This window comes from Comamonas sp. Y33R10-2 (assembly GCF_019355935.1).
Lineage (GTDB): Bacteria > Pseudomonadota > Gammaproteobacteria > Burkholderiales > Burkholderiaceae_C > Comamonas.
Map to the genome: position 1 here is coordinate 1,022,649 of NZ_CP079925.1, position 13,695 is coordinate 1,036,343.

Consider the following 13,695-nt stretch of genomic DNA (forward strand, 5'->3'; position numbering starts at 1 on the left):
TGGCTAAAAATCTTGGCCCAAAGTCCTCGTTTGTTCACCCTGCGTCTTGCGTCTAGGTTGAGTCGCAATAGTGCTTTCCCAAGCTGACAGATGCGCATAAATTACGGCCGGAGCATGGGCATCATTGGCTGCATAGCGTCGCTGGGCTGCAGTCAGGTCTGTGGCGGCCCAGTTGGACGTTGTTGTGCGCTTGGACTTGCGAAAGCTTTGCCTGAGCACCAGCGCCGCCGCTGCACGCACACCGACAGATGGGCCGTATCCCAGCTGCTTAAAGCGGCTATCCAAATCCTGAATATTCACCAGCGGCGCGCCCAGCCTGCGCGGCAGCGAGTGCTTGTCATTGTCCAGCCCAAAACCGACTTTGCAAATATGTGCGGCGGCTAGAACCTCGCGTGACAACTCAAGCGCCATGGGCAGATGCAGTTGCAGCAGCCATGCTTGCTGTGCCGTAGCGAGCTGCACCAAGTGGGGGCCGCTGTCATGCTGGCCGACGTTGAAAAGGGGCTTGCTTTCCGTATCAAATCCCAAAATCTGCTCAGCATGGATGGCGCGAAACGCAGCTTCAAATTCAGCCGGAGTTTGGGGGATGAAAATCGCCTTTTCAGGCAGTTCTAAAAATGGCGGAAGCAGGGCGCTTTCGTCCTTGCTAGGGGCAATGAGTCTGGGCATGGGGTGGATTACACACCAGACAGGCTTACCCCCGGCAGCTGTGGGCTGGCAAAGCTAGTTAAAGCTTTCGAACGCCTTTAAGTTGTCAGGCGGTCGTTTCTGCGCCCCAAGTCTGTACAGGATCGGCGCGGGTTTCAATAACTTTGTTGCGCGCCTGTAGCAAAGGATCGAGCATTTCAGGCTGAGGCACGATCCAGTATTCACCGCGGTCGATAGAAGCAAAAACGCGGCTGGCGAATTCATCAGCGCTCAGGCCATTTTCATTGAGTAAATTTGTCATCAAACCGTGAAAGCCTGACGATGCGGCAGAAGGTGTTTCGCGAAAAATCGCAGTCTTCACCGGGCCGGGGGCCAGCAGTGAGACCTTGATTTTCGAGTTGATGGCGGCCAGTTCGCTAGCCAGGCCTTCCGTCAGTGCTACGACGGCAAATTTGGTGGCGGAGTACGGTGCCATGAAAGCGCTGGGCAAAAAGCCTCCGACGGATGCCGTGTTGATGATGCGAGCAGGCCTGTCGGCTTTGAGCAGACGCGGCACAAAGGCGCGCAGGCCGTTGACGATGCCGTTGACATTGACCTGCCAGGCCTGCTGCCATTGGGCGTCGCTGATCTCCCAGCAATTGCCGGTGCTCAGCACGCCAGCGTTGTTGAACAGCAGATCGACTTGACCAAATGCCGCATAGGCCTTGTCGGCCAGAGCATCCAGCGATGCTTGAGTGGTGACATCGGTGACCACGGCCAGAGCGTTCTCCCCCAGTGCTTGTGCAACCTTCTCCAGCCCGACCTGATCGCGGTCTGCCAATACAGCCTTCATTCCACGTGCGACGGCTTGCTTGGCAAGGCCGGCGCCAATGCCACTGGCGGCGCCAGTAATGACTGCAACTTTCATGATTTCCTCATTTGAATAATGTGAGCTGATTAAAGCAGTGATTGATTATTAAAGGCTTTCATAGATTCCCGCTTGACAGTGATTGCATGTGTTTGCAGTATTTCAATAATCATTAAATATAAACCCTGCTTGACATATAAAAATCATGGCCACAGTGTGTCTGATTGAGTTAATGGTTTTTACTAGGTCCTGTAAACACATTGTGATTTTGTAAAGAGGAAAATTCACAGTGATTTAAAAATTAAATAAACAGATGATCTTATTAATCGCCGCACGGTTGCGGTGATCAATAAATATTGAGGTTTGAGAATGAATCCATTAATCAGTGGCTTGAATGACAAGGTGTTTCTGGTCACCGGTGGTGCATCTGGTATTGGTCTGGCCTGCGCGCAGGCATTGGCGGCCAGTGGGGCTAAGGTAGTGTGTGCTGATCTGCAGCAGACCCAAGATTTGCCACAAGGCTGCGAGTTTCGCAAGCTGGATGTCTGCAGCGAGGCGATGACGAATGAGCTGGTGAGCGATGTACTTGCCCGTTATGGCCGGATTGATGGTTTGGTGACATCGGCAGGCATATCACGAGTGGGCGATCTGCAAAGCATGACCTTGCAGGAGTGGGAGCAGGTACTACAGGTCAATCTCACGGGAACCATGCTTAGCACAAAAGCTGTTGCAAGCCACATGAAACAGCGCGGGCAGGGCTCAATTGTCGCCATCGCCAGCATCAACGGCATGTTGGGCAACCCGACCAATCTGGCCTATTGCACTGCCAAGGGGGCTGTTATTCAGATGGTGCGCAGCCTGGCCTCGGATCTGGGTAGCTATGGCGTGCGGGTCAACAGCATCAGCCCCGGTTACATCCATACCCCCATGACGGCGATGTTGGACGAGTTGCCTGTGGGCAAGGCCTTTGAGGAAATGCATTTGCTCAAGCGTGCAGGCCAGCCCGCAGAAGTGGGCAATGCCGTCGCATTTTTACTGTCTGATCTTGCTTCATTTATTACTGGCGTTAATTTGCCTGTGGATGGTGGATTTTCGGCAGCTAAAGTTATTGCTATTTAAGGCTTGATTCATGAAATACGATGTAATTGTCATTGGCTGCGGGATGTCCGGTATTCTGGCTGGCATTCACCTGAAAAATAGCGGTAAAAAATTTATTATTCTGGAAAAAGAAAAAACACTGGGCGGTACCTGGCGAGATAATACTTATCCCGGTTTGACCTGCGATGTTCCATCGCACGCTTATACCTATTCATTTGAGCCCAATGCGGAATGGACGCGAGTGCTGCCGCCGGGTGCGGAGATTCAGCAGTATTTTGAAGGGGTCTTTGAAAAATACGGCATTGCAGAGTTTGCGCAATTTGATACTGAGATTCAGAAATCCGAGTGGAAGGGCGATGCCTGGGTGCTGCAGGACCAGCATGGCAAGCGCTATGAGGGCAGGGTCGTGGTAGCTGCCACGGGCGTGCTGCATCACCCCAACTATCCGCAAATCAAAGGCTTGCAAGACTTTGAAGGCGACACCATTCACAGTGCGCGTTGGGATCATTCTGTGCCGCTGGAGGGCAAAAAAATTGCCATCATTGGTACGGGCTCTACCGGCGTGCAAATCGTCTCGGCACTGGCATCACGTGCCAAGGTGAGACATTTTCAGCGCACGGCGCAATGGATTTTCCCGGTTGAAAACCCGGCATTTACCGAGGAGCAGCGTGCTGAGTTTCGCAGCAACCGTGATTTACTGCTGTATCTCCAGCGCGAGCCCACGTATCTGGCAAATGTGGAGCGCTTTACAGAGGGTGTGCTGGACCCGAATTCTGAACAGATTCAGGAAATTCAGAAACTCTGCCAGGACAACCTCGATAACTCGGTTCAAAACCCGGCTCTGCGCCAGAAACTGCAGCCCAATTACCGCGCGGGTTGCAAGCGCCTGATTTACTCGCCCGACTATTACAAAGCGATTCAGCAGCCCGGCTCTGAGTTGATTACCGAGGGTATTAGCCAGATCGAGAAAAACGGCGTGCGCACCAGCGATGGCGTGCTGCATGAGGTGGACATCATTGTCTTGGCCACCGGCTTCAAGACTGATCGCTATGTGCGCCCCATGGATGTGACAGGTCTGAACAGCAAGACACTAGAGCAAGCATGGAGCGATGTGCCCACGGCCTACAAGTCGATTTCGGTGCCGGACTTTCCCAACTTCTATTTCATGAACGGGCCCACATCGCCCGTGGGCAACTTCTCGTTGATCGACACCTCCGAGATGCAGTGGGGCTATATCACCCAACTGATAGAGCGCGGTGAGCAGGCAGGCGTTGCAGGTCTGTCTGCCAAGCCCGAGGCATTGGCTCAGTATGACCAAGATCGCCAGCAGGCGGCCAAGGGCTCGGTCTTTGGCTCCGGCTGCTCTAGCTGGTATCTGGACAAGAACGGTGTGCCCAATACCTGGCCGTGGTCGCAGTCGCGTTTCAGGCAAGAAATGCTCGCGCCCGTGTGGCAGGACTACACCCACCACCAGACCGAAGTGGCTGTGGCCTGAGTTTTTTCATACACCTCTGTAATGACAAGGACTGAAGATGCAGATACACCCCGAAATGGCCGCCGTGCTTGAACAATTCAAAGATGCTCCGCCCATGGATTTTGTGAAAACGCCCGTGCCTGAAATCCGCAAGCTCATGGATCACATGGCGTTTCCGCCAGCTAACCTGCCCATGCATGAGGTGCGTGAGCTGAAAATTCCCGGTGGCGATGGTCAGACTATGAAGCTGCGCCTGTACCGCCCCAGCACCGCGCAGTCAGCACCCGTCATGGTTTATTTTCATGGTGGTGGCTGGTGCATTGGCACGCTGGAGACGCATGACAACCTATGCCGCCACCTTGCACGTATTACTGGAATGAATGTGGTGTCCGTCGATTACCGGCTGGCTCCCGAGTATGTGTTCCCTGCGGCGCTAGACGATGCCTATGCCGCTACGCGCTGGGTAGCAGACCATGCCGCAGAGCTGAGCTGCGATGCCAGCCAACTGATGGTGGCGGGTGACAGTGCAGGCGGCAATCTGGCGATAGCGACCTGTCTGCGCGCCAAGGAGGATGGCTGGGAAGGCGACACGAATGGCATTACGCAGCAACTGCTGTTCTACCCGGTTTGCGATTCGCGCATGGATGCGCCTTCGCATGCGCTGTATGGGCAGATGCCCTTTCTCACGCGTGAGGCCATGGCCGCCATGTGGCGCCACTACCACCCCGGCGTGCCAGCGCACCCACTTGCATCCATCATGCAGTACCCCAATGTCGCAGGCTTGCCGCCTACCGTGCTGGTAACGGCTGAGCTGGATATTTTGTGTGATGAGGGTGAGGCTTTTGCCAAGCGCCTGCAGCAAGCGGGTGTGCCGGTTGCAACCATGCGTGCTGAAGGCATGCTGCATGGCTTTGCTAACTTCAGCACCATGGTTGCGGCGGTGGCGCGCTTGCTCGAAGAGGCTTGCAGCAAGTTGCAAAATCACAGCGGCAGGACTGTGGGTTAAGCCTGTTTTTTGCAACTGTGAATGTGTACAGCTGTGTTTGTAGGGGACGCAGATTTTATCCCCGCATCATGTGGACGCTTTTGTGGAAAACTCCACTTTGAAACGCGCAAACCCACGCCAGCTGGTGCTTTCCACGGATTGCTTAAAAAATAGACGATTCATCCCAATGCGGTGAAGCAAGGGTTTTCTCTAATAGGTTTGACATATAAAAAAGCCCGCTAACCGTTGCCGGTTGCGGGCTTTTTTGACGCCGATGAAGTTTGCTTACGCAGGCTTTTGAGGCGTGGGGCGTGTGCGGAAAAACTGCATCGGGTGTTCTTCCATTTCCTTGGCATGCTGGTTCATCACCGACTTCTTCATCTTGCCCACCACATGCATTTCGCAGGGCTTGCAGTCAAAGCGCAGGGTCAGCTTTTCTTTGCCGTTGATCAACTGCAGCGGCTCGGCCTTGATAGTGCCCTTGACACCAATCACACCCTTGGCTTGCTTGGGGCACAGGCTCATCGAGAAGCGAACGCAGTGTTTGGTGATCATCAGCGAAACTTCGCCTTCTTCTTCCTTGCTCTCGTAGGCCGCGTCGATCACCTTTACGCCATGCTTGACATAGAAGTCATGCGCTTTTTGGTTGTAGACGTTGGCCAGATAGCTCAGCGTGTCTTCAGGAAACGGCGCAGGCGGCTCCACTGGCAAAGCGCGTGGCAGGCGAGTAAAGCCCGCGGCGCGTGCGGCTTCGAGAGCGGCCAGTGCTTCGCGGCGCAACTGGTTGAGAGCCGATGCAGGCACAAACCAAGGCTGCGAAACGGTCAGCGAAATATCGTTGACCGAGAAGATGCTGGCACCAAAGCGGCCTAGTTGCTCGCGCAGCGTGGCTTCGGCTTTGGCGGCGTCGGTAGCGGCTTGGTATTCTTGATCGATAGATGCAGTGGCGCTGAAGCCGTCTTCATCGGTAAGCGTGAGACTGAAACCGTTGCTGGCTTCTTTGAACTCCGCCCACAGGCCAATGCGGCGTTCGCTGGACTTTTTCTCCAGCGAGCGTACCCAGTCCATGTCGCGGTTGCGGTTGATTTCCATGCCCTTGCGCAAGTCCTTGAACTCGGACATTTCGCTGCGAGGGAACAGTCGCCAGATGCCTTTTTTGGCATGCATGCATTCAACGCGGTTGATGTGTACGCCCACCAGTTCTTTTTTCAGGTCGTAGTAGCACAGGCCGTCGCCGTTGTGCAACTCGGCTGCCTTGTCGCTGGTTTCAATCTCTAACCAGTTATCGCCCACTTGCGTCACCCAGCCAATGGCGCGGCCCGGTGTCTTGGGGGTATCAAAGGCACCAATATCGTCTTTGCGGCCGTTGACGAAGTAATCGGTGAACTCGCGGTTGAAGTTCTGGTCGGGGTCGGGTTCGAAATTGAACGTGGTCGATCCCGAAGATGAGCGCACCAGCGGCTTCTCGGAAAATTCGCGCTCTTCAATGATTTCGTCAAGCAGCTTGCGGTAGTGGGCGGTAATGTTCTTCACATAACCCATGTCCTTGTAGCGGCCCTCGATCTTGAAGCTGCGTACCCCAGCATCCACCAGTGCGCGCAGGTTGTCGCTCTGGTTGTTGTCCTTCATCGACAGCACATGCTTTTCATGCGCAATGATGCGGCCCTTGTCGTCCATCACTTCGTAGGGCAGGCGGCAAGCCTGGTTGCAGTCGCCGCGGTTGGCGCTGCGCCCTGTATGGGCGTGGGTGATGTAACACTGGCCCGAATAGGCCACGCACAGCGCGCCGTGAATGAAAAATTCAATCGAGGTGCTGGGCGACAAGGTCTTGTGAATGGCCTTGATTTGCTTCAAATCCAGCTCACGGGCCAGCACGATTTGGCTCAAGCCCGCGTCCTGCAGAAAGCGCGCTTTTTCGGGCGTACGGATGTCAGTTTGCGTGGATGCGTGCAGCTGGATGGGCGGCAGATCGAGTTCGAGCAAGCCCATGTCCTGAATAATCAGTGCATCGGCGCCTAGGTTGTACATATCCCAGGCCATCTGGCGCGCGCCTTCTAACTCATCGTCGCGCAAGATGGTGTTGAGCGTGATGAAGATGCGGCTGTTAAAGCGGTGGGCGTGCTTGATGAGCCGCTCCATATCGCGGATGTCATTGCCCGCCGTGGCGCGCGCACCAAAGGCTGGGCCGCCGATATAGACGGCGTCCGCTCCGTGGTTGATGGCTTCAATGCCAATATCGGCATCGCGGGCCGGGGACAGGAGTTCGAGCTGGTGGGGCAGGAGAGACATAGGGGCAAGATTATCTCAGCACTGCCCAATTTCAGTGCGCCGCTGGGGCATGACCCATGAGCGGGGCCGACGTGAAGGCGTGTTCAAATCCACGCATTGCAAATATCGGAGTCCATCATGAGAGCTGTTTTTGGGGTGCTTAGCCTTGTTGTGGCGCTGGCCGTGGTGGGCGTTTTGGTCAAAAAAAGCTGGCAAAGTAGCCAGGAAAGCTTGGCTCGCCAGAGCCCATCGTTGCCAGCAGGGCACAATCAAGGCTCTGAGGCCAAGGCTGTGCGAGAGCAAAGTCGGCAAAGTGAGCAGATCCAGCAGCAGTATCGACAGCAGCTGGAATCTGCACTCAACGCACCCCGGCCTGCCCCTGATCAAGCACCATAGTCTCAAACACCGCAGACGCGTGGGTGTGCCGGTCTCTCGTTTCATCTAGGAAAAAGCATGTCTATCACTGCTCGCGTGGCTCTGAGCCGTTGTCTCCATATCCCATCTACTCTGGCGCTTGCTATCGCAGGCTTGCCGTTGATGAATGTGGCGTATGCAGCGGGGGCAGTAGCTACGGCAGGGGCAGCAGCCGGTGCATCAACCGGCGCGGTAAGTGCGACCGGTGCTTCAGACATGAGCAAGCCCGTGCTTGTGCGCATTGGCCATGGTGGCCCCATTTCTGGGCCTATCGCGGCCTTGGGCAAAGATGAAGAAAACGGCGTGCGGATGGCCGTTGAAGATCTCAATGCCCGCAAGTTGCAATTGGGCGGCCGAGCGGTGCAGTGGAAGCTAGAAGCTGGCGACGATGCCGGCGACCCCGGTCAGGCCGTGGCACTGGCACGCATTTTTTGCAGCAAAAAAGTGGCGGGGGTTGTTGGCCATCTCCAGTCTGGCACCACGCTGCCAGCGGCCAAGATTTACAACGACTGCGGCATCCCCAGCATCACACCAGCGGCGACCCATGCCGCTATTGCCGATGCCGGCTATGACGACACCTTCCGCGTCATCGCCAATGACACTGCCATGGTCGAAGCCCTGCTGGACTATGCCGTCAAGCATCAGGGCGTCAAGCGCGTGGCCATCATTGATGATCGCACGACCTACGGGCAGGGCATCGTCAAGCTGTTTGAAGCGGCAGCGGCTGAGCGCGATGTGCAAATCGTGGACAAGCAATACACCAGCGACAAGGCGACGCAGTTTTCTTCCGTCCTCACCGCCATCAAGGCCCACAAGCCAGACGCGATTTTCTTTGGCGGCTTAGATGCACAAGCTGGTCCCTTGCTGCGCCAGATGTCTCAGTTGGCCATGAACCAAGTCAAATTCTTGGGCGGTGATGCGCAATGTTCAGAACGCCTGCCCGCCATGGCTGACAAAGCGCCTTCGCTGAAAAACGTGATTTGTGTGATGAGTGGCAGCTCGCTTGCCAACATGCCCGGCGGCGCTGCTTGGAAGCAAAAGTACGACCAGCGCTTCCCCGGTCAATATCAGGTCTACAGCCCCTACGCCTATGACGCCACCATGGTGCTGGCGCAGGCCATCATCAGTGCAGATTCAGCCAAGCCCGAAGCCTATCTGCCAAGCCTGCGTCAAACGCATTACGAAGGCGTCACAGGCAAGATAGCTTTTGATTCTCAAGGTGAGCTGCAAAGCCCTCGCGTCACGCTCTATGGTTATGCCTCGGGTGAGCGTAAAGAGTTGGTGGTGCAAGGGCGTTGAATGCCAAGAGCGGCTTTTAAGCGGCTCTCAAACAGCTAAATTTTTGTTAAATCGCCCTCTAGTCCTTTGTTATTAAGCACCTATAGCTATGGATTTTGATGATTCCGTACACCAGCACTTCATGCGTATGGCGCTGGAGCAAGCGCGTGTTGCCGCCGCCTGCGGCGAGGTGCCGGTGGGGGCTGTGGTCGTCAAAAACGCGCAGGTCATAGGCCGGGGGCGAAACAGCCCGCTCTCTGCCAACGACCCCACAGCCCACGCCGAAGTGCTGGCGCTGCGCGAAGCCGCGCAGGCGCTGGGCAATTACCGGCTCGAAGGCTGCACCCTGTACGTGACGCTGGAGCCTTGCACCATGTGCAGTGGCGCCATGCTGCATGCGCGTCTCGATACCGTGGTCTACGGCGCGGCCGAACCCAAGACTGGCGCGGCAGGCTCGGTGCTCAATGTGTTTGGCTATCCTGAAATCAATCATCAGACGCAGGTGCTGCGCGGCGTGCTGGCCGATGAATGCGCTGCTTTGATGGCCGAATTTTTTCAGCAGCGGCGCAAAGAAAAAAAAGCGCTGGAGCCGCATCCACTCAAAGACTGGGCGCTGCGCAACCCTGCGCAAGTCTTTGATGATTTACCGCATTGGCCGTGGCAGCCGAAGTGGCGCAGTGATCTGCCAGCACTCAAGGGCCTGCGTTTGGCTGTGGTGGATGAAGGCACAGCCAGCGCACCGCTGACTTGGCTGTGCCTGCATGGAAGCCCCGGCTGGGGTTATGAATTCAGGCATGTGATGCCAGCGTTGCTCGCTGCAGGCCATCGCATAGTGGTGCCTGATTTGCCGGGTTTTGGCCGCAGCGATCAGCCCAAGAAAGACAGCCTGCACAGCGCGCAGTGGCATCAGCAAATCATTGCTGAGTTAGTGCATACTCTTGATTTGCACCAAGTAGTGTTACTGGCCCATGGAGATGGTGGCAGGCTGGGCTTGGCCGTTGCGCAAGCCATGCCAGAGCGCTTTTTGGGCGCGTGGCTCAAAGATGTGTGGCCGCTGGGCAAACTGCCTGAGCGCAGCCAACAATGGGTGGAGCAAGCGGCGCGCAAACCCTCTTGGGACGTGGCCAAGGCGATGGCGCAGATTGAGGACAGAGCGAAGGCCGAGGGCGCCGATGAAAACGCCGAGACTGACGGGGTCGCCCGCGCATGGAACGCTCCCTTTGCACAAAGTGGTCACCGCGCAGCGCTCAAGGCTTGGCCGCGTGTGCAGTCTGAATTAAGCGCTGTATCCGAGCCTCTTTTGCAGCAATGGGCCAAGGCGCGCAAGCTGTGGCTGCAGCCGCCTGAGACGCAAAAATTAGTCTCGCTTGCACAGTGGCAGGCCGCTTGGATCAACGCTGCTCCTTCTTTGGCTCAAATACCAGAGCTGGGCTTGCAAAACCAACATGGCTCTGCGGTTCCTGCGGCAAAGCAGGGCAGCGCTGCAAAGGCTGTGGAATACTTCGCGCCGTAGTCTGCAGCTTCATGCTGCGGGCCTTTGATCTGAATTCTTGAATCTGCGGATTCACCACCTTTTCACGGAGCATGCAGCCAGTGGTTGCATGAACAGGCTTTGGCAACCTCGCGCAAATCCCCGGCTTGCAGCCATGATCACGCTCACCAGTGCTCGCACGACCATGCGGGCCAACCAGCTCCGGCAGAACATGTGCACGACGAGCATTGCGGCCATGAACACCACGCGCAGCAAGAGCACAAGCACGAGCACAAAAGCGAACACAAGAGCGACCAGCATCACGATCATGTGCATACCGCAGACGGCAGCTGCTGCGGCCATGACCACAGCCATGGCGCTAAGCACATCTATATCTACTCGCCCTCGGGCGCGGTGCGCGACAAGGCCGCCTTCAAGCGCGGCATTAAGCAGTTAGAGGCTTTGGGCCATCAGGTGGAAGTGGATGCGGATGCGCTCACCAGCAGCCAGCGCTTTGCCGGTGATGACGCCACGCGCCTAGCTGCCATTCACCGCGCGGCCGCCAGCGGCGCCGATGTGGCGCTGATCTCGCGCGGCGGCTATGGCCTCACCCGCATCTTGCCGGGTATCAAGTACAAAACCGTGGCCAAGGCGATTGCCAAGGGCACGAAGTTTGTGGGCCTAAGCGATTTCACCGCGTTTCAGCTGGCCATGCTGGCTCAAACCGGTGCGACCACGTGGGCTGGCCCTGCACTGAACGCCGACTTTGGTGTGGACGCCAAGAAAACCGGCGAGCCCGTGGACGACATCATGCTGGACTGCTTTGAGGATTTGCTCTCAGGCCAAGGCGAGGGCGCAGGCTGGCAAATGCCCAAGGTGGGCGAGCTGCCCAACGGCAAGCCCCAGCTCAAAGACTTTTATGTGCCCGGCGGCGCCACGCTGTGGGGTGGCAATCTGGCGGTGCTGGTGTCCCTGCTGGGCACGCCTTACTTCCCGCAGATCGACGGCGGCATTTTGTTTATCGAAGATGTGGGCGAGCACCCTTACAAGATCGAGCGCATGCTGACGCAGCTTTTGCTCGCTGGCGTGCTGCAAAAGCAAAAAGCCATCATCTTTGGCCAGTTCACGGAGTTCAAACTCACTACCCATGACAAGGGCTTTAAGCTGCAAACGGTGATCGACTGGCTGCGTATGCAGGTCAAGCGCCCGGTGCTGCAAGGCCTGCCGTTTGGTCATGTGCCGACCAAGGTGCTGCTGCCTGTAGGCGCACAAGTGTCATTGTCCGTAGAGGGCCGTGATGCCTTGATCTACTGGGGTCATACTCATTAATTGATAGCTGATAGTCCTTCATTCATAAGGGATAGAGCCTGTTTTTAATGTAATTTTGTCAAGAAATGAGCTGCAATGGGAAAAGCTGCGCTGCAATGGTCTGAGGAAATGCTGGCCCAACTCGGCCATGAAAAAGATGCGGTGCTGGCGCAGCGCTGGGGCACATCGGCCAAGACCGTGAACCTCAAGCGCAATGCTTTGGGGATTGCAGCTTTTGGCCATTTTGTGTGGAGCCCCCAAGCGCAGGCTTTGCTGGGCACCATCTCGGATGCAGAAGTGGCAAAGCAGCTGGGCATTAGCAAGGCCAGCGTGGTTGCCAAGCGCAGCGAGTTGGGCGTGGCCTCTGCCACCCAAGCCGCGGGTGGCGCCTTTGTCTGGGGTGATGAAGCCGTGGCCTTGCTGGGCACGGCATCTGACGCCAAGGTCGCCCAGCACCTGGGTTTGAGTCGCCTTACCGTCTACAACGCCCGCATGGCGCGGGGGATTGCGCCAGCGGCCAGAGGTGGTGCAGCCAAGAAGGACTAAGAGCCGCTCTAAGGCTGGGGCCGATTTGCATGGCTATGCAGCGATCAAGCTTCGCCACCACCTCGTTTCACGGAGCCGTCAAGATTACAGTCCCATGCCGAGGATCGAGTTATCCGCATGCAGCTCGCTGCCGCTCATGACACTCGATTCATCGCTGGCCAAGAACAAGACCAGCTTGGCAATGCGCTCGGGCATATAGGCGCGGCCACCGCGGTTGTGCTTGGCGTCGTGCAGAACCATTTCTTTGGGCACACCCTTGGGTAAAGAGGCTTGCATCATCGGGGTGTAGACGCCATCGGGGTGAATGGAGTTCACGCGAATGGCGTAGCCTTGCTTGCGGCAGTTCAGCGCTGCGGCGCGGGTCAGAGCAGACACGGCGGCCTTGCTGGCGCTGTAGCCCGCATATTGCTCAACAGGCATCCAACTCGAGACGGAGGCCATATTGATGATGGAGCCGCCTGCCTCCTTCATCGCTGCAATTCCTTGTTGGCAGCCGATAAAAACGGATTCGGTGTTGATCTTGAGCAGGCGGCTAAAGTCCTCGACTCGCCCGGTTTCCATATCGCCAGCAAGCAAAATGCCGGCGTTATTGACCAGCACATTGAGCGTGCCAAAGCGCTGCTGCACGGCAGCCATGACGCTCTTCCAATCCGTCTCATTGCTCACGTCGTGGCGAACAAACATGGCGTGCTCGCCCAGCTCAGCTGCCAATTCTTGACCTACGTCTTCATTGATGTCGCTCAAAGCGACTTTGGCGCCTTCATTGAGCAGCAGCTTTACCACTTCAAGCCCTACGCCGCTGGCTGCGCCGGTGACGAGTGCAATCTTGCCCTCTAAACGTTTTGCCATCCTGTGTCTCCTTTTGATGTTCTCAGCTCTCGTCGAGCTACTTTTGGGGTCATGCATGTTGGGATGGCAAGCCGGCACAAACATCGTCAATTGGGACTAAGGGTGGACTTGCCTGCAGTCGTTATTGGCAGCTTGGATGACACAGCCTTGAACCGTGTGCCGTTACGCTGAGGATGTGTGTTGAGCGTTATCAGCAGCCGCATCATTGAACCACTGGGCGGCAACCCCATTACAGGAGTCTTGAGCATGGCAGAGCAAACGATTGAGACAGCAGCGCGCAAAATTCTCTACATCTTGGTCGTGGAGCAAAGCTTGCGCGCACGCCAGAGCATGAGCGCCAAGGCGCTGGCTGAGGATCTACAGCGACATGACATCAGCGATGGCGACCAACGCGCGGGGCTGGCGCTGGCGCAAAGCAAGGGCTGGCTGCAAACGCAAGCTGATGGAGCAGTTGAGCTGACGGATGCAGGCTTTAACTTTCACTTCAATCAGTAGTAAGTTGTCAGTAA

At 56.6% G+C, this 13,695-nt stretch carries 13 protein-coding genes; 9 read left to right on the forward strand and 4 right to left on the reverse strand.

Going from position 1 to position 13,695, the window contains the following annotated elements:
* Nucleotides 1-3 precede the first annotated feature (3 nt).
* Nucleotides 4-669, reverse strand: a complete 666-nt coding sequence (locus KUF54_RS04625) for a 3'-5' exonuclease (protein WP_219345501.1) — start codon at nt 667-669, stop codon at nt 4-6.
* A gap of 85 nt (nt 670-754) precedes the next feature.
* Complete coding sequence (locus KUF54_RS04630; RefSeq protein ID WP_219345502.1) at nt 755-1,555, reverse strand: SDR family oxidoreductase; 801 nt, start codon at nt 1,553-1,555, stop codon at nt 755-757.
* A gap of 309 nt (nt 1,556-1,864) precedes the next feature.
* On the opposite strand from KUF54_RS04630, the gene KUF54_RS04635 reads away from it, so the two are divergent.
* Genes KUF54_RS04635 through KUF54_RS04645 form a run of 3 tightly spaced genes read left to right on the forward strand, consistent with a single transcriptional unit; the run spans nt 1,865 to nt 5,073 of the window.
* A complete protein-coding gene (locus KUF54_RS04635; RefSeq protein WP_219345503.1) occupies nt 1,865-2,614 on the forward strand; it encodes an SDR family NAD(P)-dependent oxidoreductase in 750 nt (249 codons plus the stop codon).
* A gap of 10 nt (nt 2,615-2,624) precedes the next feature.
* Entirely contained in the window at nt 2,625-4,088 is a 1,464-nt protein-coding gene (locus tag KUF54_RS04640) for an NAD(P)/FAD-dependent oxidoreductase (protein WP_219345504.1), read from the forward strand.
* A 37-nt stretch (nt 4,089-4,125) separates the two neighbouring features.
* The gene (locus KUF54_RS04645) at nt 4,126-5,073 is read left to right on the forward strand and encodes an alpha/beta hydrolase (RefSeq protein ID WP_219345505.1); all 948 of its coding nucleotides are present in this window, start codon (nt 4,126-4,128) and stop codon (nt 5,071-5,073) included.
* Nucleotides 5,074-5,337: 264 nt separating this feature from the next.
* Here KUF54_RS04645 and KUF54_RS04650 read toward each other — a convergent pair whose 3' ends face one another.
* Complete coding sequence (locus KUF54_RS04650) at nt 5,338-7,341, reverse strand: U32 family peptidase (RefSeq protein ID WP_219345506.1); 2,004 nt, start codon at nt 7,339-7,341, stop codon at nt 5,338-5,340.
* Between the two features lie 117 nt (nt 7,342-7,458).
* Here KUF54_RS04650 and KUF54_RS04655 point away from each other — a divergent pair, with 117 nt between their 5' ends.
* From KUF54_RS04655 to KUF54_RS04675, 5 genes are all read left to right on the forward strand, one after another.
* Entirely contained in the window at nt 7,459-7,716 is a 258-nt protein-coding gene (locus KUF54_RS04655) for a hypothetical protein (RefSeq protein ID WP_219345507.1), read from the forward strand.
* Nucleotides 7,717-7,773: 57 nt separating this feature from the next.
* Nucleotides 7,774-9,033, forward strand: coding sequence for a branched-chain amino acid ABC transporter substrate-binding protein (locus KUF54_RS04660; protein WP_219345508.1), 1,260 nt, complete (start codon nt 7,774-7,776; stop codon nt 9,031-9,033).
* Nucleotides 9,034-9,121: 88 nt separating this feature from the next.
* Nucleotides 9,122-10,525, forward strand: a complete 1,404-nt coding sequence (tadA, locus tag KUF54_RS04665; RefSeq protein WP_219345509.1) for a tRNA adenosine(34) deaminase TadA — start codon at nt 9,122-9,124, stop codon at nt 10,523-10,525.
* A 192-nt stretch (nt 10,526-10,717) separates the two neighbouring features.
* Complete coding sequence (locus tag KUF54_RS04670; protein ID WP_370627601.1) at nt 10,718-11,812, forward strand: LD-carboxypeptidase; 1,095 nt, start codon at nt 10,718-10,720, stop codon at nt 11,810-11,812.
* 75 nt (nt 11,813-11,887) lie between these two features.
* A complete protein-coding gene (locus tag KUF54_RS04675; protein WP_219345510.1) occupies nt 11,888-12,337 on the forward strand; it encodes a hypothetical protein in 450 nt (149 codons plus the stop codon).
* Between the two features lie 84 nt (nt 12,338-12,421).
* Here the strand turns inward: KUF54_RS04675 and KUF54_RS04680 are convergent, their stop codons facing one another.
* On the reverse strand, nt 12,422-13,186 hold the full coding sequence (locus tag KUF54_RS04680; protein WP_219345511.1) for an SDR family oxidoreductase: 765 nt from the start codon (nt 13,184-13,186) through the stop codon (nt 12,422-12,424).
* Between the two features lie 180 nt (nt 13,187-13,366).
* On the opposite strand from KUF54_RS04680, the gene KUF54_RS04685 reads away from it, so the two are divergent.
* Nucleotides 13,367-13,681, forward strand: coding sequence for a hypothetical protein (locus KUF54_RS04685; protein WP_255576297.1), 315 nt, complete (start codon nt 13,367-13,369; stop codon nt 13,679-13,681).
* Nucleotides 13,682-13,695: the final 14 nt, after the last annotated feature.